General features: G+C 61.3%; 22 protein-coding genes. 9 read left to right on the top strand and 13 right to left on the bottom strand.

What is annotated here, in order from left to right:
- Window positions 1–129 precede the first annotated feature (129 nt).
- From HBO41_RS12410 to HBO41_RS12400, 3 genes are all read right to left on the bottom strand, one after another.
- Window positions 130–1,662 carry a M91 family zinc metallopeptidase gene (locus HBO41_RS12410; protein ID WP_169986471.1) on the bottom strand — a complete coding sequence of 511 codons (1,533 nt, stop codon included), beginning with the start codon at window positions 1,660–1,662 and terminating at the stop codon, window positions 130–132.
- 124 nt (window positions 1,663–1,786) lie between these two features.
- Window positions 1,787–3,136, bottom strand: coding sequence for an MATE family efflux transporter (locus HBO41_RS12405; RefSeq protein WP_017136734.1), 1,350 nt, complete (start codon window positions 3,134–3,136; stop codon window positions 1,787–1,789).
- A 3-nt stretch (window positions 3,137–3,139) separates the two neighbouring features.
- A complete protein-coding gene (locus tag HBO41_RS12400) occupies window positions 3,140–3,433 on the bottom strand; it encodes a hypothetical protein (protein WP_017136733.1) in 294 nt (97 codons plus the stop codon).
- 154 nt (window positions 3,434–3,587) lie between these two features.
- On the opposite strand from HBO41_RS12400, the gene HBO41_RS12395 reads away from it, so the two are divergent.
- From HBO41_RS12395 to HBO41_RS12375, 5 genes are all read left to right on the top strand, one after another.
- A complete protein-coding gene (locus HBO41_RS12395) occupies window positions 3,588–3,896 on the top strand; it encodes a MazG-like family protein (RefSeq protein ID WP_017136732.1) in 309 nt (102 codons plus the stop codon).
- The gene (locus HBO41_RS12390; protein ID WP_017136731.1) at window positions 3,889–4,638 is read left to right on the top strand and encodes a methyltransferase; all 750 of its coding nucleotides are present in this window, start codon (window positions 3,889–3,891) and stop codon (window positions 4,636–4,638) included. The genes HBO41_RS12395 and HBO41_RS12390 overlap by 8 nt, the downstream gene beginning before the upstream one ends.
- A gap of 24 nt (window positions 4,639–4,662) precedes the next feature.
- A complete protein-coding gene (locus tag HBO41_RS12385; protein ID WP_017136730.1) occupies window positions 4,663–5,265 on the top strand; it encodes a DUF4136 domain-containing protein in 603 nt (200 codons plus the stop codon).
- 45 nt (window positions 5,266–5,310) lie between these two features.
- Window positions 5,311–5,868 carry a DUF4136 domain-containing protein gene (locus tag HBO41_RS12380; protein WP_099548144.1) on the top strand — a complete coding sequence of 186 codons (558 nt, stop codon included), beginning with the start codon at window positions 5,311–5,313 and terminating at the stop codon, window positions 5,866–5,868.
- Window positions 5,869–6,286: 418 nt separating this feature from the next.
- Window positions 6,287–8,263: a pilus assembly protein TadG-related protein gene (locus HBO41_RS12375; RefSeq protein ID WP_169986469.1), complete on the top strand. Its 1,977-nt coding sequence runs from the start codon at window positions 6,287–6,289 to the stop codon at window positions 8,261–8,263.
- On the opposite strand, the gene HBO41_RS12370 is transcribed toward HBO41_RS12375, so the two are convergent.
- Window positions 8,260–10,989: a PAS domain-containing sensor histidine kinase gene (locus HBO41_RS12370; protein WP_169986467.1), complete on the bottom strand. Its 2,730-nt coding sequence runs from the start codon at window positions 10,987–10,989 to the stop codon at window positions 8,260–8,262. The genes HBO41_RS12375 and HBO41_RS12370 overlap by 4 nt on opposite strands.
- A complete protein-coding gene (locus HBO41_RS12365; protein WP_017136727.1) occupies window positions 10,986–11,426 on the bottom strand; it encodes a TadE/TadG family type IV pilus assembly protein in 441 nt (146 codons plus the stop codon). The genes HBO41_RS12370 and HBO41_RS12365 overlap by 4 nt, the downstream gene beginning before the upstream one ends.
- A gap of 72 nt (window positions 11,427–11,498) precedes the next feature.
- On the opposite strand from HBO41_RS12365, the gene HBO41_RS12360 reads away from it, so the two are divergent.
- Together HBO41_RS12360 and HBO41_RS12355 are read left to right on the top strand one after the other, a co-directional pair.
- A complete protein-coding gene (locus HBO41_RS12360; protein ID WP_138449923.1) occupies window positions 11,499–11,972 on the top strand; it encodes a prepilin peptidase in 474 nt (157 codons plus the stop codon).
- Between the two features lie 126 nt (window positions 11,973–12,098).
- Window positions 12,099–12,881, top strand: a complete 783-nt coding sequence (locus tag HBO41_RS12355) for a response regulator transcription factor (RefSeq protein WP_017136725.1) — start codon at window positions 12,099–12,101, stop codon at window positions 12,879–12,881.
- 188 nt (window positions 12,882–13,069) lie between these two features.
- Here HBO41_RS12355 and HBO41_RS12350 read toward each other — a convergent pair whose 3' ends face one another.
- Genes HBO41_RS12350 through cpaB form a run of 8 tightly spaced genes read right to left on the bottom strand, consistent with a single transcriptional unit; the run spans window position 13,070 to window position 20,482 of the window.
- Window positions 13,070–13,339 carry a DUF3613 domain-containing protein gene (locus HBO41_RS12350; protein WP_017136724.1) on the bottom strand — a complete coding sequence of 90 codons (270 nt, stop codon included), beginning with the start codon at window positions 13,337–13,339 and terminating at the stop codon, window positions 13,070–13,072.
- Window positions 13,340–13,341: 2 nt separating this feature from the next.
- The gene (locus tag HBO41_RS12345; protein ID WP_169986465.1) at window positions 13,342–14,064 is read right to left on the bottom strand and encodes a tetratricopeptide repeat protein; all 723 of its coding nucleotides are present in this window, start codon (window positions 14,062–14,064) and stop codon (window positions 13,342–13,344) included.
- Between the two features lie 10 nt (window positions 14,065–14,074).
- Window positions 14,075–14,968 carry a type II secretion system F family protein gene (locus tag HBO41_RS12340; protein ID WP_017136722.1) on the bottom strand — a complete coding sequence of 298 codons (894 nt, stop codon included), beginning with the start codon at window positions 14,966–14,968 and terminating at the stop codon, window positions 14,075–14,077.
- Window position 14,969: 1 nt separating this feature from the next.
- Window positions 14,970–15,851: a type II secretion system F family protein gene (locus HBO41_RS12335; protein WP_026013678.1), complete on the bottom strand. Its 882-nt coding sequence runs from the start codon at window positions 15,849–15,851 to the stop codon at window positions 14,970–14,972.
- A 19-nt stretch (window positions 15,852–15,870) separates the two neighbouring features.
- Window positions 15,871–17,133 (bottom strand): CpaF family protein, encoded by a 1,263-nt coding sequence (locus tag HBO41_RS12330; RefSeq protein ID WP_017136720.1) that lies wholly within the window; start codon window positions 17,131–17,133, stop codon window positions 15,871–15,873.
- Window positions 17,130–18,323, bottom strand: coding sequence for a pilus assembly protein (locus tag HBO41_RS12325; protein ID WP_169986463.1), 1,194 nt, complete (start codon window positions 18,321–18,323; stop codon window positions 17,130–17,132). Before HBO41_RS12325 ends, HBO41_RS12330 begins: the two co-directional genes overlap by 4 nt.
- Entirely contained in the window at window positions 18,320–19,540 is a 1,221-nt protein-coding gene (locus HBO41_RS12320; protein WP_017136718.1) for a type II and III secretion system protein family protein, read from the bottom strand. Before HBO41_RS12320 ends, HBO41_RS12325 begins: the two co-directional genes overlap by 4 nt.
- Window positions 19,541–19,555: 15 nt before the next feature.
- Window positions 19,556–20,482: a Flp pilus assembly protein CpaB gene (gene cpaB / locus HBO41_RS12315; RefSeq protein ID WP_099488030.1), complete on the bottom strand. Its 927-nt coding sequence runs from the start codon at window positions 20,480–20,482 to the stop codon at window positions 19,556–19,558.
- 331 nt (window positions 20,483–20,813) lie between these two features.
- On the opposite strand from cpaB, the gene HBO41_RS12310 reads away from it, so the two are divergent.
- Complete coding sequence (locus HBO41_RS12310; protein ID WP_017136716.1) at window positions 20,814–21,008, top strand: Flp family type IVb pilin; 195 nt, start codon at window positions 20,814–20,816, stop codon at window positions 21,006–21,008.
- 60 nt (window positions 21,009–21,068) lie between these two features.
- Window positions 21,069–21,476: a response regulator gene (locus HBO41_RS12305; RefSeq protein WP_017136715.1), complete on the top strand. Its 408-nt coding sequence runs from the start codon at window positions 21,069–21,071 to the stop codon at window positions 21,474–21,476.
- Window positions 21,477–21,745 lie beyond the last annotated feature (269 nt).

Raw genomic sequence — 21,745 nt, 5'->3', positions numbered from 1 at the left:
TGGGTTCTTCCTTGAGTGCAATAAGATCGCAGCCTTAAGCTGAAGGCTCTTCAGCGGCGATCTCCATTCAACGCCGGAAAGTCGGGTTTGTAACCTGTGAGAACTGACAGGTTGGCTCCCGTCCATTGATTAAACTGCGTGCGGCGCCTCATCCCATAGGTAGCGATCACGCAAGGGCACGCCCATTTCCTGGCGTAGCGCATTCTCGGTGAAGGGCGATGGATTGAGGGTGGTTGGCCGGGTGAGCGGGTTGTTGTCGTGATCGAACAGCTCCCCGTCCTCAATGGCGAGGCCGAGTGCTTGGTACTCGACGTTATTAACGAAAACCGGCTGACCGTAGCGCTCAATGGGGTTTCCATCGAGGCCAAAAGCCTGTTGGTTTCCGGGTTGGTAGGTGCCAGTGGCGCCATTGAAGGCATGGGCCAACTCGTGCTGGAGTGCAAGCATCGGTGTGGTCGACAGCTGTTGGCCGAAATGAAAGGTTTGAAGCTCTATTTCGGCGTGAGTGGCGACTGCACCGGGCACCTCATTTTTGATGTAGCCCAATTCTGATTCGCTTTGAAACTGCGAAGATTGCCAAGCGGAAAGCGCGTCGCTGTAGGCATTGCGGAAGTAGTAGTAACTGGCGTTCATGTCGGCAGACTCTCGCAGGGTGACGGGAGACCTTATGTCGTCCACGAAGTCGTCCATTTGCTCAAGCATCCGCTGGCCGACAGGCGAACCTCGAAGCTGGTCGAGAACGTCTTGCACGGCGTCGATGAACTCGGGTTTGCCTTCTATCTTCAGCCCTTTTCTCCCGACGTCCTTGACCTCCATAAACGTGACGTTTGAAGGCCCATTGTGATGAATCTTGTCGGACGCTTTGGCGTAAATGCGATCTTTTTTACTCGTGGAGTGAATCACGTCATGGCCTGCGCCTGCGTAAAACGTGGTCTTGCGGGCGCCCACCAGTTTATCGTCGCCGCGGCCTCCATTTAAAACGTTGATGCCTGCGCCTGCATACAGCTGGTCATTGCCTTGGTCGCCGTTCAAATACACCAGTCGGTGATTGGCGCCCTTGCCTGCATGCAGCACGTCATTGCCTTTGCCACCCCTCAGCACGGCACTGCCCGTGCCTGCGCGCATCCGATCATCGCCGTCACCACCCAAGGCGATTCCGCCGCCGCTACCCAGGTGAATGGAGTCGTTGCCGCTGCCGCCATTGACCCGTGCATAGCCGGCGCCGGTTTTGACCCGGTCATTGCCGTCGCCCGTGATGATCCGAACAGGTGCCTTAACGCCAGGGCCAATGACCACCGAGTCATTTCCGCCCTGGGTCTCAATATTTATCATGTGCAGGTCTGTGCTTTTGGGCATTGGGAAGGGGTAGGTTTTCCCATTGATGATGGCCGTCAATGTCCTGCTGTCATGGGCTGTGATCTTTATATTGTCTGCCTGATCGCCGGTGACGATGTGAGTCATGCTGGCTGAGTGATAGTTGCCGGCACTGTCTTGCCAGGTTTCCACTTCGCGTTTGATCAGTACATTGGCTTCGTTGAACAACGTATGTGTCTGTTGCCCAATGTCAGGCGTGGGTGCCAACAGGCTGGGCGTTTCAGGCTGGGGTGCCAATGTCGGAGCGTCGGATGCGCCGAGGGGAATGCGGGGAAGTACTGTGTTCACGCAGGCTCCTGTTTCCTTCTGGCTCGCGAGAGTGGGCCAGGCGGATCCTCTGTGGTTGTAGCCCTTGCAAAGGCTCCACGCGCAGTTGTGAGTTTTTCTTACGCTGCAAACCGGCCATTCTTTACTAACGGGCGCTGAGCCAGCGGTCCTGTTTGTTCAGGCGCCAGGCAATTGCCCACAGTGTCAGGCTGCGCAGGGCCATGAACAGCAGGAAGGTGACCCACAGCCCATGATTGCCCAAGCCCTGCAAGGCCCATGCGAATGGCAGCACAATCACCACCGTCAACAGCATGCCGTTACGCATTTCCCGCGCGCGGGTTGCACCGATAAACAGGCCGTCCAGTAAATAGCTCCACACCGCAATCAACGGCAGTACGGCCAGGTAAGGCAGGTAGATATCGGCGGTTTCGCGCACGCTGGGGATATCGGTTTGCATGGCGATAAACAAGTGCCCGGCGAAGGTGAACAGCAGGGCGAACCCTAGGCTGGCGATCAATGACCAGCCACAAGCGACCACCAGCGAGCGGCGCAATGCCTGGCGATCATGCGCACCGATGGCGTGCCCGCACAGCGCTTCGACTGCGTGGGCCAGACCGTCGAGGGCGTGGGCCGTCAACAGCAGACCATTGAGCAGCAGCGCATTGGCCGCCACGGTGGCATCGCCCAGGCGTGCGCCTTGCACCGTGATCATGAAAAACACCGACTGCAGCGCCAGGCTGCGGATAAAAATATCGCGGTTCACCGCCAACAGCGGCCGCCAGCTTTGCCACCGCTGCAAAGCGGCCCAGGCGATATGCCCGGGATACGCGCGCAGGGCTTTTTGCGTGAGGGCCAGGCCGAGCAGGGCGCCGGTCCATTCGGCGATAACGGAGGCGCGTGCTGAGCCGACCACACCCCAATCCAGACCGAGTACAAACCACAGGTTCAAGGCGATGTTGACCAGGTTGGTGGTCAGCAGGATAGCCAGTGGTGCGCGGGCATTTTGCGTGCCGAGGAACCAGCCGACCAAGGCATAGCTGGCCAGCGCGGCGGGCAGGCCGAACAAGCGGGTGTGGAAAAAATCGCGGGTCAGTTGGTTCAGCTCGGGCGAGGGCTGCATCCACTCCAGGGCCAGATGGCTCAGCGGAATGCCCACCGTGCCCAGCAGCATGGCCAGCCCCAGCGCCAGCAACAAACCTTGCAGCAGGATTTGCCTGAGCGCCGCGCCATCCCCGCGCCCGGCGGCTTGTGCGGCAAACCCGGTGGAACCCATGCGCAGAAAGCCCATGGCCCAGGCCAGGAAGGTATACAGGCTGGCGCCCACGGCCACAGCACCGAGTTGATGGGCGTGGGGCAGGTGGCCGATGACCATGCTGTCCACCAGGGCCACCAGCGGCACCGAGATGTTCGACAAGATCATCGGCGCAGCCAATGCCCAGACGCGGCGATGGGTGCGGCGGTCGCGCCAATCTGTCAGCAGGGTGAGTGTTTTCAAGTATTAATGCACAACCCAGCTGAGCAACCACAAACCCAGCATCAACCAGATAATTCCCATAATGATCGAGGCGCGCATAAACGCACGCACCGCCGAGTACAGCAACATCAACCCGATGATGAGGGCGGCGATGCTGATGATCGAGGTGTCCATGCCCAATGTGCGCGACAGGCCTTCAATAAAGTTGCCGCCCGCGTGGGTCAAGGCGCCGAACAGCCCGCTGAGCCCGTCGACGATAAAGCGGATGACGGACCCCAGTGCCTGGCCCAACCATTCGAAAAAGCTTTCTACCTGCATGTGTGTGTCCTGATGAAGAGGTGGGCGTCGCTGAGCCTTTGGTCGTTATTACACCAAGCGAGTTCCCTTTTAGCATAGAGGTTTACGCGTTACAGGGATTCACTTGCCTTCGCTCGGCATCCGCCCGAAGCTATACACCTTCAGGAGCCCCCGCATGAACCTCGAACACCTCACCGAACGCTTGCACCGTATTCGCGATACCAACGACTGGAAGCGCTTCCACAGCCCTAAAAACCTGGCCATGGCCGCCAGTGTGGAAATGTCCGAGCTGGTGGAAATATTCCAGTGGCTGACCGAAGACCAGTCGCGCCAACTGCCGGCGGACAAACTCACCCACGCCGGGCAGGAAGTCGGCGATATCGTGCTGTACCTGCTGTTGCTGTGCAGTGAGCTGGGCCTGGACATGAACGAAGTGGTACGCGCCAAACTGGCCGACAGCGAACGGCGGTTTGCCCATGAGTGACCGTCACTTCGACCAGTTGGCCACGCGCTTTGCCGAGAAGATCTACGGTGGCGCCAAAGGCGCGATTCGCCTGGCAGTGTTGCAGGCCGACCTGACTGAAGCCTTGCCCGAGCGCCCTTTGCGCGTACTCGATATCGGCGCGGGCCTGGGGCATATGTCGCTGTGGCTGGCTGAGCGCGGCCATCAAGTGACCCTGGCCGAGCCCGCCGAGCCGATGCTTGAAGGCGCCCGTCAGCGGTTTGCCGACGCCGGGCAGACCGCGACTTTTATCCATGCGCCCTGGCAGCAATTGCTCGGCCAACTCACCGAGCCCTACGACCTGGTCCTGTGCCACGCCGTGCTCGAATGGCTGGCCGAACCTCACGCGATCCTGCCGGTGCTGCACCAGCTCACGGTGCCCGGCGGCTGGTTGTCGCTGGCGTTCTACAACCGTGATGCGCTGATTTACCGCAACCTGCTCAAAGGCCACTTCCGCAAAATGCGCAAGAACGACATGGCCGGCGAGAAGCAAAGCCTTACCCCGCAACAACCGCTCGACCCACGGGAACTGGCGGCGCAACTCGAAGGGCTTTGGCAGGTCGAAAGCCAAAGCGGCGTGCGGGTGTTCCACGACTATATGCCGATGGAGTTCCAGGCTCGCGCCAATCTGCAGGACTTGTTGGAGATGGAACTCGCTCACCGTCGTCACCCAAGCTTTGCCGGACTTGGGCGTTATTTGCACTGGATCTGCCGTCCGGTTTAAGCGGCCCAGTCTGCGGAGGTCGAAATGCGTCGTCTCTGTTTGATCCTGTTATCCCTCGGCTTGGGTGCCTGTTCCACGCCCAACCCCTACGTGGCCGCCTCGGCCCCGATGCCGCCGGCTCCGGCCCAGGCAGCGAATACCTTTGATGCCAGCGCCTACCCGGCGCCGATGCGCGACTATGGCGCCTACCGCAGTTGGGGCTGGCTTAACGGCCAGTTGCCCGCGGGGACGGCCTGGGCGGATTCGGCGCAAATAGCCGAAGCGGTCAGCGGCGCTCTAGATCAGCGCGGCTTGCGCCCTTTGCATGACAGCCGCGCCCCCGACCTGCTGGTAACTGCTGACGTGCGTCTGGAAAAACGCCTGCGCCAGGTGCAGGACGACTATGGCTACGGCTACGGTGGCTATAACCGCTATGGCAATGGCTACGGCATGTACAACACGGTGCCGGTGGTACGCACCTATGAAGTGACAGTTGCGGTGGCCCGCGTGAGCCTGTTCGATGCCCGCACGCGCCAGCCGGTATGGAGCACCAGCGCCGAAACCACCAGCCAGGGTAGCCTGAGCGAACGCGCTGATGCGTTGCGCGAAGCGATGCAGAAGGCAATGAGCGCTTATCCACCCAGTTAGCAGCTATTCTCATCTCAGGCTTATTCCATTTTTTGGAGAACCCCCATGCTTCGTCGCCTTGCTGCACTCGCTGTAGTGGTCTTGTTGAGTGGCTGCCAGACCAGCCAGGTCAACCATGACTTTGATGCCAGCCGCGATTTTGGCGCGTACCGCAACTGGGCCTGGAAAGACCCTGCCCTGCAATACCGCCCGGATGATCCACGGATCAAGAGCGACCTCACCGAGCAACGCATTCGCCAGGCCGTGGGCGAGCAACTCGACCAGCGCGGCCTGCGCCCCGCAGCCGCAGGCACCAGGGCCGACCTGAATGTACAGGCCTACCTGATCGTCGAAGAGCGCCAGCAACAAGTCACCACCAACTACGGCGGCGCCTGGGGCGGCCCGTGGAATGGCTACTGGGGCGGGCCGATGTACAACGAAACGCGCAACATCACCTACAAAGTGGCGACCATCCAGATCGACCTGCTCGACGGCAAGGACGGCAAACTGGTATGGCGTGGCAGCGACGAGCAGATGATGGCCAGCACGCCGAACCCGCAGGATCGCAGTGATGCCATTCGCAGCACGGTGACCAGGATCCTCTCCAACTACCCACCGCACTAAAGACCACCGCCAAACCCTGTGGGAGCGGGCTTGCCCGCGATAGCGGTCTGTCAGTCACCGATGCATTGACTGATCCGCCGCCATCGTGGCACAGGTATCTACACAACGTTTGAAGGCAGCCAATTTCTCCTGTGGCGAGCAGGCTTGTCCTGCGTTGGGCCGCGAAGCAGCCCCAAACCCGGACGCTGAGTTCTTTCAGGAAAACTGCAGTGCCTATACTGGGGCCGCTTCGCGACCCAACGCAGGACAAGCCTGCACGCCACAACAGCCCACTTGCCAATAACCGGTTGTACAGATATCGATGGCCATCGCGGGCAAGCCCCACATTTTTGATCTTCACCACCTCCAGCCCTTGTCTACACTCAATTGCATCCCAGGAGAGTAAGCGCTCGGCAACTCGCCGGCACAGGAGTGCTCGATGTCTCCCCGACTTGGTTCCAGGCAAGGTGGCGCAATCGGCCTGATGGCCGCCGGCGTGTTGGCGGTGGCGCTGGCCTTTACATTGCTGATGATCGACAGCGGCCGCCTGTACCTGGAGAAGCGTAAGCTGCAAGGCGTGGCAGACACGGCGGCGCTGGAAGCGGTGAGCCGCAGCGGCACGTGCCTGAGCGGGTTGAGCGCGGCGGCGTTTGCCGGGCAGAGTGTGGCGCGCAATCATTTTGTGGTGGGCAGCGGCAATACCCTGGTGACCCAATGCGGCACCGTGACCACCGGCGCGTCGGGCCGGCGCATGTTCAGTGCCAACCCTGCAGTGTCATCGGCGATTCAAGTGGTGGTGAGCAAAACCGTGACCACCAGCGTGGCCGCCGGGGTTTGGGCGTTGTTCTCCGGCAATCCGGTGAGCATCAATACCGTATTGACCGCGACCGCCGTAGCGGCGGTGCCCACGCCACCTTCGGCCCAACTGACCATCAACAGCACCCTGGCCAGCGTCAACACCGCAAGTGCGAGCCTGTTGAACCCGCTGTTCAGTGGCTTGCTCGGCGGTAACGTCAACCTGACGGTCGCCGGGTGGAATGGTTTGCTCAATACCAATATCAACCTGCTCAGTTACCTCAACCAACTGGCGGTCAACCTCAACGTGGCCGCCGGTAACTACACCCAGCTGCTCAACACCAACGTCACCGCCGCGCAGTTGATCCAGGCCGCGGTCACCGTACTGACCGCCAACGGCGCAACGGCGGACGTGATCACCGCCCTGGGCAGCTTGCAAGTCGCCGCGATCAACCAGGCACCGTTGACCGTCGGGCAGATTCTGCAATTGCAGACCGGCACCACCGCTGCGGCGCTGAATGCCAACTTGCAGGTGTTCCAACTGATCCAAGGGGTGGTGCAACTGTCCAACAGCAAAAGCGCGGCGGCGGCGACCTTGCCCGTGAGTGTGCTGGGGTTGGCCAATATCACCACCCAGGTCAAAGTGATCGAACCGCCACAGTTGTCGGCGATCGGCAACCCGGTGCTGGCGGCGGCCAACCCTACAGGGCCAAATAAAATTTACGTACGTACCGCCCAGGTGCGCACTGAAGTGACCGTGAGCTTGCCGGTATTAAGTGCGTTGTCGGGGCTGAACACGGCGGTAAACGACTTGTTGGGTCCACTGACGCCGGTGCTCGGCAGCCTGCTGAACCTGAACCTGGTGAGCACGATCAACTCGGCCTTGTGCTTGCTGGGCGCTGGTTGCCAGCAGGCGGATTTGCTGGTGCTACCCGGCAACCTGCCGATTAACATCGTACTGGATGCCGGGGCCGCGGGCAGTTACGTCACCGCCTACAGCTGCCCCACCGGCAACGCGGGCACCAAGAGCCTGACGGCGTACACCACCACCTCGCTGGCGTCGTTGAATGTGGGCAGTATTACCAATGCGTTTTCCACCACCTTGCCGATGACGGTAGCGCCGTTACCCCTGATCGATATTGGTACCAAGACCTGCCACAAGATACTCGGCATCGGCAGCTGTGACCCGCGCGTGCCGTTTGCCGGTGGTGGCATCGCGATCAAGGTGGTCAGTCCGATTGCGCAGAGCAATCAAACCCTGGTGTTCTCCAGTACCACGCCGTTTGCCACGCCGCCGAACGTGGGCCTTGCGCCGACCTATCAGGCTGCGGCACCCGCCACCAATGTGGTGAGCAGCCTTTCAACCACGCTCAATGGCGTGGGCATCACGGCTTACCAACCGTCCGGAGGAAGCCCGTTGGGCATTCTGGCGCCTACGGTCACAGCGCTGCTCAGTGCCGTCAGCGCGATTGTCACGCCGGTGGTGGATGGCTTGCTCGGCCCGCTGCTCAACCCGATCCTCAACAACCTGCTGAGTATGCTCGGCATCAGCCTGGTGAATGTGAACGTCGGCGCCAACCTCACCTGTGGCCAGACCGGCGAGGCTTACCTGGTGATTTAAACGTCGATGGCCCTGGGCAGTTCCACGCAGAACCGTGCGCCGTGTTCGCCGTTGCTGACGCTCAGGCGCCCGCCCATGTTCTCGACGATGCCGTAACTCACCGACAAGCCCAACCCGGTGCCCACGCCAATCGGCTTGGTGGTAAAAAACGGCTCGAAGATGCGCTCCAGCAAGCGCGGGTCGATGCCGCCGCCGTTGTCTTCGACCCAGATACGCACGTGGCGGCTGTCGTGTTCGGTGTGCAAGGCAATCCACGGGCGCAGCTCGGGGTTTTTTCCGCGCTGGCTCAACAGCGCATCGCGGGCGTTGACCATCAGGTTGATCAGCACTTGCTCAAGCTGGTCGACGTAGCCTTTGACCTGCACCGGGATATCCGCCTGGGTCAGGCGCACTTCAACACCTTTGCCACGCAGGCCTTCACTGAGCAACGACAAGGTGCCCTCCAACGCCTGCGCCGGGTCAAAAGGTTGCTGCTCGACCTCCGAGCGGCGGCCGAACACACGCATATGGTCGACCACCCGCGCCGCACGCTGTACCTGGGCGTCGATGCGCTGGAGTTTTTCGGTCAGGTAGTCGATCTGCACGTCGCCATTGCTCAGGCGCTTGAGCACATTGACGATGGCCATGCGCATCACGTTCAGCGGCTGGTTGATCTCATGGGCCAGGCCCGTGGCCATTTCACCGAGGGTGGCCATTTTCGCGCTTTGCGTAAGTTGCTGCTGGGAGCGCCGCACTTCGGTGTTGTCGCGGCCCACGGCCTGCACTTCCACAAGGGTGCCGTGCTCATCAAAGACGCCTCGGTCCGACCACACCCACCAGGCATGTTCGCGGCCGGGCAATTGCAGGCTGATTTCGGCTGTGCTCACCGGGAACTCCGGCGTCAACTGCTGTATGCGCTGCACAAACGCTTCGCGCTGTTCGGTCGACAGCCATTCACCCAGGTTGACCCCGCGCAACTGCGCAGGTAGGCACTCCAGGTAATTGGCCAGCGGCGTGTTGCCGAAGGTCAGGGTCAGGTCCGGGCGGTAGCGGCAGATCATTGCCGGGGAGTCTTCCACAAGGATGCGATAGCGCTCCTCACTGTCCTTGACCTGCTGGGCGGCCAAGGTTGCCTCGGTCACATCCAGCCACAGGCCGACCGCTTCTACCGGCACGCCCAAGTCGTCGCGCAGCAGCTTGGCTTCGTCGAGCAGCCAGTGGTAATCCCCGTGTGTGTCTTGCACGCGGTAACGGCTGCGCACGCTGCCTTCACGCAGCAATTGGCGGGTGCGCTGGAAGTACAGGTCGCGGTCGTCCGGGTGTACCCATTGCACCAGGCTGTCATGGGTGCATTCGGCCAGGGTGCGACCGAGCAAGGGCAGCAGACTGTGACTGAAAAACACCGGCTGCAGCGCGCCATTCACATAGCGCTGCACATAGATCACCGCCGGTGAGCTGGCAATCAGGTTATCCAGGCGGGCGCGGGCGGCATCGGCTTGCAGCTGCTGGTTCTGGATGTCGCTGATGTCGAGCATAAAACCGACCCAGCGCCGCTGTTCACCGGCGCCCAGCACCTGGCCCTGCACGCGATACCAGGTCGGCGCGACGCTGTCGCCACGGTTGAGGCGCGCGCTGGCGAGCAAGGGTTTGCCGAGGGTTTGCAGGTCGCGTAGACGGCTGTGCAGTTCCTGGCGGTCGGCGGGGTGAATGTGGTTCAGCCACGCTTCGAGGGGTTGCCGGGTCGGGCCGTCTTCCGGGTCGAGGTTGCGCATCAATTGGGGGGCGAGCTGGATTTCGCCGCTGGCGGGCAATAACTCAAACCAGCCCGTGCCCAGCAGGCCTTGCAACGCTTCCTGGCGCTCGAGTTGTTGATGGTGACGGTGTTCGCGCAGGCGGCTGAGCAGTGGGGCGGCGAGGGCGGCGGCGAGGTTCAGCCAGTCGCGGTCGTTGCTGTGCAGTTGGCCACTGTACGCGCCGCACAGCAGCCATGCGGCGATGCCTTGGCCATCGCGATAGGGCACAAGGAACCCATCGGCATTGCCGAAAATACTGTGCAAACGCGGGTGCTCGCCGCGCCCATAAGGCGCTTTCAGGCTCAGCGGCGTGGTGCCGTTGAGGCTGTCCAGGCAGGTCCCGAGGCGTTGCCCAGTGTGCCAGAACAACGGTGCATCATGGTTGGCGTACTGGCTGTAGACCCTCCAACCCTGGTCTTCCTGATCGAGCAGCGCCAGGGCCACGCAGGGGATACGCCAGCGCTGCGCCACGCTGCTTAACTGTTCGTTGAACACCTCGGGCAGGCGGCTGAGGCTGCACACGCGCAGTTGTTCACTGACGCGGCTGCTCAATTGGTGGTTCTGTTCGCGCTGCTCGGCCAATTGCCGGCCGCCGAGCAAATCACCAATGTCTACGGCATGCAGCAGCCAGCCATTGTCGTGGGGTTCAAGCGTGCCGCGGGTGTGCAGGGTTTGCCCGGCGATCCCGTGAAAATCCAGGTCGAGGCTGTGGCGCTGCCAGTCGGCGGGCACGCCTTCAACCGTTACGGCGCTATGGGCACTCAGCAGTTCTTGCAAACGCGGCGAGTTAACCAGTGGCGGCAACTGTGGGCGCAACGTGCCGCTGAGGTCGAGCACGCGGCCTTGGCTATCCAGTTGCACATGCAACCCGGCAGACGGCGGCGCGGGCGTGTCGATTTCCAGCGCGCCATTGCGACCGAGCAAGCGCCCGAAAAGTCTGTCCCCCGAAGTCAAAACTGCAGGCTCGACTGGGCCTGCAGAGTTGCCGGTAACTGCGGCACGGTGCCGATGCCCGGCAGGACAATAAAGGGCAGCACCGCCTGGAGGTTGGCCGACGGGTAGTTGATCTGCACCGACAACAGCCCGCTGGTGAAGGTGGTGGTGACTTGGGTGGAAGCGTCGAATTTGTAGGCGTTGGGAATCCACCCCAAACGGTTGGCGACCGCCGTTTTGGCAGTGGCCTGTACGGCGGCGGGGTAGCCTTGCATATTCGGGTCCAGCCCTACGCTCTGGCGCACGGCTTCGGCGGTGGCCTGGTTGAACGACTGCAACAGCAGCAGCGGCAGGCTATAGCTGACCGTGCCGTAGAACACGGCAAAAAAAATCACAAACACGGCAATGAACTCGATGGCTGCCGCGCCTTTTTGCTTTTCCGGGAGGCTTGTTTTCATCACCGCGTCTACCCTGACGGCTACTACTTGATATCAGCATAGAATCAATCGGCGAAAAGGGATGTTTTTTACGTGATCCATAGTGCAGTGGTGCTGTTGTGGTTGGGGCTGTGTGCCGTGCAGGACGTTCGCCAGCGCTTGCTTGCCAATCGCCTGACGCTGGGCGCGGCGTTGTTGGCGTTGATCTACCTCGTGTGGACGGGCAACACCTGGCTCGGCGCCTCCGTCGGGCAGGGGCTGTGGGCGTTTTTCCTGGCGCTGCTGCTGACCTTGCCCGGTTACGCCCTGGGCCGCCTTGGAGCGGGGGATGTAAAGCTGCTCGCGGCCTTGGCGCTGGCCTCCAATGCCGACTATTTGCTGGGTTCATTTGTGGGGGCCGCGATCGCCAATTTGCTGTGGCTATTGGCAGCGCCAAAGCTTTGGCCGCTTATGAGTCAAGGGGTTAAAAAGCATCTGGGTTATCTGGCGCCGGACCCGTCAAGAAAACTGCCGTTTGCGCCGTTTTTACTGGTGGGGTTCGCCGCCACCTGGTTTTGGATCCATTAATCGTCTGAGGGTATTAACGCTATGTACATAGTCGGAAAGTACGTCTACGTTTAATACGTAGATGTACGGGAATATTCGTGGTGAAGGATTAGTCAAACTTTTGGCTTGCAATGCATGGAGTAGCGCGTGAACAAGCTTACCTCTGCAGTAAAAGTGCTCGTGGTCGACGATCAACCGCTGATCGTGGAAGAGCTCTGTGAATTTCTTGAAAGCAGCGGTTTCCGCTGCGTCCCGTGTGAATCCAGCCAGCAGGCCTTGAAGCGTTTTACCGAAGACGCCGAGATTGGCCTGGTGCTGTGCGATCTGCATATGCCGGACATGGACGGCATCGAGTTGGTCCAGGCCCTGCAGAAGGTTGCGGGCAAGCAGCGCGCCTTTGAGGCGATCATGTTGACCGGCCGTGCGGACAAGCAGGATGTGATCAAGGCGCTGCGTGCGGGGATCGCAGATTACTACCAGAAGCCAATCAACCTCGATGAGCTGCTCGAAGGCTTGCAGCGCCAGGAAGCGGCGTTGGAGGAGCGCAAGAAAGAGCTGCAACTGGGGCACTTGAACCAGAAGCTGCAATTTCTTTCCGAGTCCATCAACGACCTGTACCAGGACCTCGACAAAGCACGCCGCAGCCCGCCAGGGCATGAGAATGACGAGGCGTCGGCCGAGGAGGCCGGGCCGGTGGAGATTCCGGCGATCTTCAACCAACTGTCGCCACGTCAGCTGGATGTTGCGCGGCTGGTGGGCAAGGGGCAGACCAATTATCAGATTGCCTGTGAGCTGGGCATTACCGAGAACACCGTGAAGCTGTATGTGTCCCAGGTGCTGCGCCTGACGCACATGCATAACCGCACGCAGTTGGCGCTGGCGTTGTCGCCCAACAACTCGGCGATGCGCCAGCGAGTCACCGCCCACTGAGTGGGAGCGGGCTTGCTGTGGCGAGGGAGCTTGCTCCCGTTGACTGCGCAGCAGTCTCCGGCTTTTTTGGGGGCGCTTCTCACCCCAGCGCAAGCAAGCTTGCTCGCCACAGAAAGCCCGCTTGTGTCTGAATGATCGTTCCCACGCTCTGCGTGGGAATGCCGCCCAGGACGCTCCGCGTCCTGCTATCAACTACCGCCCTGGGCTGTCCCGCCCGCCTTCTGATCGAAGTACTCCGGAATCGGGTGCTTGTAGCTTTCCAGCAAGCGTTGCGCCGCCAGGTCACGCTCGGCGGCTGAGGCTTTTTGCTGGGTGCTTGAGGCCGCTTTCCCGCTGGACTGCAAGGTCAGCCAGCTTTCGGTCACCGCCTGCTGCGGCGATGACGGGCCGGGCTCAATGGCCATGACACTGAGGGGTAGTGCCAGCACGGCGAGGCTGGTGAGATATAGCATTTTCATGATCAATTCCTCGGGGTGCTTGCGGTATCACTCATGGTAGCCACCTGGTCTTTGACCTTGGCGACGGGAACGCTGGCGCCTTTGAGTTTCTCGGCGCGGGCCTGGGCGTCGGTAACTTGTTCCGGGCTCAGGTTCATTTGGCTGGCCACCTGCGCGGCCTGCTTCCAGTTGTCCTGATAGATCATCAGGGTCACCAGATTGATCGCCGCCAGCGGGTCGCTCTGCTTGAGCTCCATGGCAGTCATGAACTCGAAGCGTGCGTCTTCCAGGCGCAGTTGGTTGAGGTACACCACGCCCAGGTCATTGCGGATTTTTTCATCCGTCGGCGCCAACCGGGCCGCGCGTTGCAAGTGCGCCATGGCTTGGCCGTTGTCGCCCTTGGCTGAGGCCAACTGGCCCAGGCCGTGTTCGCCTTCAGCCGCCATGCAGGTGCCGATCAGGCTTTGATAAAGCGGCTGTGCCTCGCTACGCCCGAGCAGGCGATACGCCTTGGCCTGGCGCAGGCGCACCTGGGGCAGGTTGGCCGGCAGGCTCTGCAGGTTCGCCAGGCTGGCGTGCAGCTTGCCGTCGCCGGCCATTTCATCGGCCAGGTTCAGCGCCAGTTCCTGGTCCGACCCAGGTTTGGGGCAACTGCCGCCCGCTGTCAGGGCCGCCCACGGCGTTTGGCCGTTGGTGGCACACCCCCCGAGCAGCAACAGGCTCAAACCGGCTATCAAGGCTTTCATCGGGCGGTCCTCATAAGTTACTCAAGGCCCGGGAGATGCCGATGAACGCCGGCCCCCCGAGCACGATCAGCAGGGCGGGAAACAGGAACACCATCATCACTACCGACATCTTTGCCGACATCTTCGACACGAATTCCTGAATGCGCGTAAGGCGGCGGTCGTCGAGCAATTGTTTGAGCGCCAGCAGCGATTTCATTGCACCGCCGCCTTGCTGGACCAGTTGCTGGAGGATGGTGCAGGTGTCGGTGAATTCATCCACGGCCAGCATCCGCGCGGTCTTGCCCAGCTCTTCGCTCAGCTCCAGGCCGGAGTCGACACGCGTCAGGATCAGGCGCAGTTCATAAGTCAGGTCCGGCAGCAGGCGCTGCGCTTCAATGCTCAGCACGCGCAGCGCTTGTTCAACCGCCATGCCGGACTCGAACAGGATGCGCAGCAGCGGAATGAAGGTCGAGACCTCACGGGAAATGCGCTGCTGACGCGCCTTGGCGGCCCAGGCCAGGATGCGTTTGGGCAACAGGTAACCGATGCCCATACCGATTGCGGGCGCCAGCCACGGCGAGGCCGTGTGAGGAAACAGCAGCTCCTGGCCCAACAGCACCACGCCCAGCGCCACTAGCGGCGTGCCGACCTGCAGGGCGGCGAACATGGAACGTTGGCTGGCCTGGCGCCAACCGACGCGGCTGAGCAGCAGTTGGGTTTCGTTGTCCAGACTGACCGAGCGTTGCGCGATAGGGCTGTTGCCCAATTGGCGCATCAACGTATTGAGCGTGCGTTCACGGCCCATCTGGCCCTGCAAGCGCTGGGCGACCAGGCGCTGGCCGCGCCGGTGTTTGAGCAGGTTGGCCAGCACCAGCGCCAGGGCGGCCAGGAGCATTACGGCGCTGATCAGCAGTGGGATAGCCATCTCATACACTCCGCAGCATGCGCCACAAGGTGAAGCAGCCCAGCAGTTGCATGCCGAGTGCCACGAACAACAGCGTGCGCCCGGTGCCGTCGTTCCACATGGTCATCAGGTACGCCGGGTTCACCACCAGGAAGTAGCCGATCATCGAGATGGGCAGGGCGCCGAGCACGTAGGCGGTCACGCGGGTTTCGCCGGTCAGGGCGCGCAACTGGCGGGCGGCCTGCTCGCGCTCGCGGATCATCTTGATCAGGTTTTCCAACAGTTCGCTGGCATTGCCGCCATAGCGATGGTTGATCTTCAAGCCCAGCGCAAACAGGCGAAACTCATCACGCTCGTAGAACTCGGCAAAGTCGTGGGTCGACTCCGGCAGGCTTACGCCCAACTGCACATTGCGCTGGATACGGCCCATGGCCTGTTGCAGCGGGTCTTCGGTGATCTCGATACCGCCCAGCACCGAGTCGGCCAGGGTGCGCCCGGCCTTGAGGCTGCGCACGGTGTGGTCGAGCAATTGCGGCAGCTGTTCGATCATGCGCTTGATGCGCCGCTGGTAGCGCCAGGCGATGTACAGGCGCAGCAGCACCGGCGGCAGCACCAGCATCACCAGCAGGCCGAGCCAGCCGGCCACCAGCAGCCCCAACGCCACGCCCAGGGCCCAGATCGCCAGCCACAGGCCCAGGCTGTCCGTGGGTTTGCCCAGGCCTGCGCGCAGAAACATCCGCTCCACGCCACTCCACTGGTTGGCTTCTTCGGTGAGCTGCGGCTGGCCCTCGGCGAGCCGGCTCAGTACCCGCTCGGTCTGGGCACGGCGCAGGCCGTTCTGAAAGGAGCGGATCGACAGGCCGATCAGGATCAAACAGATAAGTAGCAGGATGGCCCCGGTCATGGTCATGTCCCTTTCAAGGCTAAGCCGGTTCGCGGCGCAGTTTATCGCCGGCAGGGTTGACCGCCTCGCGCAAGAAGCCGAAGCCAGTGCGCCGGTCATGGCGGAACAGGGTATTGGTCACGTACACGTCTTCGCGGATACCCACCACCTCCACCACTTCGCTGACGCAACGACGCCCGTCCGGCAAACGGGTCAACTGGATCACCACATCGAGCGCCGCGCAGATCATTTGCCGCAGGGTTTTCTCCGCCACCACACGGCCGGTCAAGCCCACCAGGGTTTCCAGGCGCAGCAATGCATCGGCAGCGTTGTTGGCGTGCACGGTACTCATGGAACCGTCGTGGCCGGTGTTCATGGCGGTGAGTACATCAAGCACTTCCACGCCACGGATCTCACCAAGGATGATGCGGTCGGGGCGCATCCGCAGGGCGTTGCGAATCAGGTCGCTGGCCTTGACCTCGCCGTGGCCCTCGGCATTCGGCGGGCGGGTTTCCAGGCGCACCACGTGGGGGTGGCCCAATTGCAACTCGGCCACGTCTTCGATGGTGACCAGGCGTTCATGGGGGTTGATCAGTTGGCTGAGAATATTGAGCAGCGTAGTTTTACCGGTGCCGGTACCGCCGCTGATCAGGATATTGCAGCGCTTGCCCACGGCTTCCTGGAAGAAGTCAAAGATGTTCTGGTCGATGGTCTGCATCGCCACCAGGTCGCTGCTTTTGAGCATGTCCTTGCGAAACTTACGAATCGACAGGCACGGCCCGTCCAGGGCAATCGGCGGGATGATCGCATTGACCCGGCTGCCATCCGGCAGGCGTGCGTCGACCATCGGCGACGATTCATCCAGGCGCCGACCCAGCGGTGCGAGGATGCGTTGCATCACGCGTTCAACGTGGTGCGAATCGATAAAGCGCAGGTCGCTTTGATGCAGCAAACCGTCACGTTCGATAAACACCCGGTGCGGGCCGTTGACCAGGATTTCGGTCACTGACGGGTCGCGCAGCAGCACTTCCAGCGGGCCGAAACCGGTCAGTTCATCGACGATCTCTTCGGCCAGGCGCTCCATCTCATAACGGGAAATCGCCAGGTGCATGCGGTTGATGTATTCAGCCACTTTGTCGATGACAAACTGCGCCAACAGCGGGCGTGAACCCTCCAGCAAGTTTTTGCCTGACTCCTCGATGGCATCGATGATGTAGCGATGCAGCACCAGCTTGAGCCCGTCGTGGTCAGTGTTGCCACCGAGGCCGCGAGCGGGGGCGCCGAAGAGTTTTTCACCGTTCATTTGCCAGCCCTCAGCAGGCGTTCAAACCAGGTGTGCGAGGGTTGCTTCATGCCTTCGGAGCGCTTTGCCAGGCGCTCGCCCAAAGCTTTGAGGTTGTGGGTCAGGGTTTCGCGTGGGGCCAGGGCGAACAGGGTTTGCCCTTGGTTCTTGGCATTCAGGCGCACCTCCGGGCTCAGCGGCAGCACCGCGATCACCTCCAGCCCATAGCTTTTGCCCAGGGCTTCGGCGTCGGGCGCGCAACCTTTGATGTAGCGGTCGACCAGCAGCTTGGCGTGTTCCAGCTTCATGCCTTTTTCGCGCCACTGGTTCAGCACGCCGAGGTTGCGACGGCAGTCCAGCACACTCTGGTCGGTGCACCACAACAGCTTGTCGCAATGGCTGACAAAGGTGCGCAGCGCTTCGCTGTCGGGCTGGCCGGCGAGGTTCACCACGATGTGCTGGAAGTGTTGGCGCAAGGCACTGAGCAGCATGTAAAGCTCGGCCGCGCTGGTCTGTGCCAGGGGCTCGTCGTTGGGGGCGTAGGCAAGGATGCGCAGGCCCTCTTCGGCGCAGGTAAACGCGCTGTTGATCAAGGTGGTGTCCAGGCGCCTGAGGTGGCGCAAGGCATCGCCGAAATTGAACGAGCTTTCCAGCCCCAGCAACGCCAGGCTGTCACCGCGCGGCAGGCCCAGGTCTAGCAACAGGGTTTGCTGGCCGCTCTTTTGCACCACCAGCGCCAAGTGGCTGGTCAGCAATGCGCCGTCGGCATTGCTCTGGGTGCCGTAGAGCACGGTCAGGCCACCCAGTTGGGTGTTGGTGGTCACCGGCGGCAGGCGTTTGCTCAGGCGACGTACCAGCCCGGCGACTTCGCTGGAGCGTGAGCCATAGGCGACAAAATCGCGGGCGCCGGCGCGCATGGCATTGAGTACAAGCTGGTTGTCCATGCCATCGCCGAGGGCGACGATAGCAAGCATCGGCTTGGCCTCCAACGCGCCTTCGATCAGCGCGCTTTGGGCCACCACGTGTTCGCGGTCGAGGCCGACAAACACCAGGTTGGCGAAGGTCACGTCCACCAGCGCCAGCAACTCGTCGAGGGTGCCGCTGCCGGCGCTGACCACTTGGCCAAGCGGTGCCAGCGCGCCCTGCAGCCATTCCAGGTCGGTGGTGTTGCGCGTGATTGCCAGAAACGTCTGGCTCAGGCTATCGCTCATTGAGACAACCCATTGAGTCGGTCGAAATTGCCGTTTTCCAGGAAGTACAGGCGGTACCAGTTCGGGTCGTAGTTGCGCAGCTTCTCGCCGGGCAAGGACGGCAGTTGGGCGTTGGCGGCCAGCGGCTGCACCAAGTGCGGGGTGACGATCATCAGCAGCTCTTTGTCCTGGCGGTTAACCGAGGAATCGCGAAAGAACGCACCGAGAATCGGGATATCGCCCAGGCCTGGAAACTTGCTGATGCTGGTGACGTTGGTGCTGCTGATCAGGCCGCTGATCACGAAGCTTTCGCCGTCGGCCAGTGACACGCTGGTGTCGGTGCGGCGGATGGTCAGCGCCGGCACCTGGATGTTCTGGATGACCACGGCGTTGGTGTAGTCCAGCTCGCTGACTTCCGGCGCTACCTTGAGGGAAATGCGGTTGTGGTCGATCACGGTCGGGGTGAGTGTCAGGCGAATGCCGAACTCTTTGTACTCGATCGAGATGTTGTTACTGCCGCTGCTGGGCACCGGGATCGGCACTTCGCCGCCGGCCAGGAACGTCGCGCTTTGCCCGCTCATGGCCACCAGGCTTGGGCGTGCCAGGGTGTAGGCAAAACCGCTGCTTTCCAGGGCATTGATCAGGGCAGAAACCCGCCCGCCGCCAAAGCCGATATTGAAGTTGGTGGTGCTCACCGGCAGCTTGAACGTGTCGACGGTAGGCGAGAGCAATTTTGGGCTGCCGAGGAAAAAGTTGCTGCCGATGCCGAGGATCTTGGTGCTGGCTTCCTTGAGTTTGGAGCGGCTGACTTCGACGAAACGGATGTCGGTTTGCACCTGGCTGGGCAGCGTCGGGTCTTCCGACGGCGACAGCGACAGGCTGGTCAATGCCGAGGTAGCCTTGCCTTTGACGAACACCATGCTCTGGCGCGGCGTGTTCGAACAGGCGGTCCAGACCATCAGGCTGGTGGTGCCGGAGGCCACGCCGGTGAGCAGGAAACCGCGATCGCCATTGAGGTGTACGTCGGCAATTTTCGGGTCGCCAATGGCCAGGCGTGTGATGGCGACAGGGGATTGCAGCTCCTGTTGCAGGCCCTCGCCCACCGAGAGTGCTGCGGGTAATTGGCCCAGGCTGCCGCAGTTGCCCGGGGCGGCTGCAACGAGCCCCACAGACAAGTTCGACAGCATCAGGGCACAGGCGATTTTCAGCGTGAACACCGGTGCGAAACGTCGGTTCATGCACAGCATCCTTGTTCAGTCGGGTGTTTGTTGGGTTGCTTGATTACCGCGTATTACCTCAACACCGGTGCGGCGCGCGGGGCCACCCTGGGCGACTTTTTTGGGCGCCTGGACGAAGGCCAGCTGGGTGAATTGGTAGAGGTCGCGGTTAGCGCTTTGCAGCTTGCCCGGTGCATCGCTCTCACCGGCCCAGTAGTGGCTCAGCAAGCGTTCATCGGCGCTGCGCACCGCCAGGCGCAAGGTGCCGGCCTGGGTCGCCAGCATCAGTTGGCTCAGCAGTTGTTCGGGCACGGCCAGCACCACGGTGCGAGAGGGGGCATGGCGTTGGGCTTTTTCTTCGGCGGTCATTGCTGGTGGTGAAGCGGGAACGCCGTCGTTGGTCAGGCCCATTTGATCGCCGACACTGAGCAGGCGCATGGCAGGGATCACCACTTGAGCGGATTGTTCGACGTTGGCGACGTCCTGGCGCAGGTACAGCAACACGTCCACATAGTCGCCAGGGCTCAGTTGGCCGGCAGCGCCAATCACTTCATCGACGGCAACCGCGAGGGCGCGTTCGTTGGGGCGGATCATGCGGGCCAGTGGGCCACCAGGGCTGAAACTCTCATCGTTGAGCCAGGTGCCGGCCTGCAAGGCGCGCCATGGTGTGCGGCCGATGGCCTGGTCAACACTGGTCATACTGCCCGCTGGCGCTGTGCGCAGTTTTTCGATGCTCAGGTCTGCGGCGGTCAGGGCAATAAAGGGCGGTACATCGTGGGCCAGTACCACCACCGATTGGCGGGTCTGGTCCTCGACCACGGCGACGGCTTTTTCTACCGGTGCGGTGGGCGGTGGTGGCGGCGCCGGGGCAGGTTCGCGGCTGAGCACCAACCCCCAATAACCGGCAAACAGCGCACCGACCAAGAGCACACCGGCAAGTACCATGCTGAGACGCGTGTTCATGACGGCTCTCCTTTTCCTGTTGCACCAAAATCCGTCGATCCCAACAGGCTAATTCCGCAACTCGGCTGCTATGAACAGTGACTAACTATTTCGCTATTTGAAGGTAGTTCAGCTAGGACAAAATGCCATTACTGACAGAAAGATTTCTTCGTGGCGCGCCTCGATAGCCTTGAAAACAAGGGATTCAGGCGCCAGCAAAACGACCACTACTTTGTGATTAATCAGTTCTTACAGTTGTGAGGGTGGGGTTTGTTGACAATGCTCAGGTGGCACATGGCAATTACTGTGCAGCACCGAGCTAGGGCGTCTGGTCGCCCATAGGAGTAGTACGATGATCCTCGAACTGTTGATTAAACTCCATGTTCAACTTCAGCTACTTTTTCATCGCAAAGAGGGCGCGACCGCGATTGAGTACCTCATTCTCGTGGCGATTGTAGCATTGGTGATACTGGCAGCCGGGACGACGCTGGGGCCTCAGATTACGGCCTTCTTTGCCAGAATTCAGGCGGCGATCACCGCGTTGTGAGTTTGGGACGGCCTGCTGTTGATTTCAGATGGTTTTGAGTGGTGACATCAGGTAGTGCCCATGAATGCTGCAGCTGTACCTTTCCGTCAACAAATCCTGTTGGTGGACGACGAAGAAGATGCCCTCGTAGAACTGGCGGAGTCGCTGGAGAACGAGGGCTTCGTTTGTTTTACCGCCAGCTCTGTGACTTACGCATTGCAGGAACTGACGCTGAATCCTGACATTGCCCTGGTTATCACTGACCTGCGTATGCCAGAGGAGAGTGGGATATCGTTGATCAAGCGCTTGCGTGAGCACACGGATCGTCAGCATTTGCCGGTGATTGTGATGTCTGGGCATGCGGAGATGGATGATGTGAGTGACATGCTGCGGTTGCAGGTTTTGGATTTGTTTCGCAAGCCCATTTATCTGGTGCGCTTGATTGATACGCTTAACAGTCTTTTTCCTTTGCGCAAGTCTCGGTTGTAGCGGGGGTTGTTGAGTACATATCCGTTGCTGCGGTAACGGCTACCTATGGTTCCGCCCTTACGGCGGGTCACTTTTGGCAAACGCCCCAAAAGTAACCAAAAGGTCTTCGCCCCACCACTCGGTGCCTCGCTGGGGCTCGGCATGCCCTCACTCCGGCTTGAATCCGTGGGCCGCCGCGATGGGCCATCCTTGGCCCAGCGCGGCTAACCCGGCGTCCTGCCGGGTTACCCACGGATTCAAGCCTGCGTTCGGCCATCGTGGTTAACGGG

Origin of the sequence: Pseudomonas sp. WS 5146, assembly GCF_012985495.1 — a bacterium.
GTDB classification, from domain to species: domain Bacteria; phylum Pseudomonadota; class Gammaproteobacteria; order Pseudomonadales; family Pseudomonadaceae; genus Aquipseudomonas; species Aquipseudomonas edaphica.
Note: the sequence above shows the minus strand (reverse complement) of the source record. Positions and strands in the feature narration are given on the sequence as shown.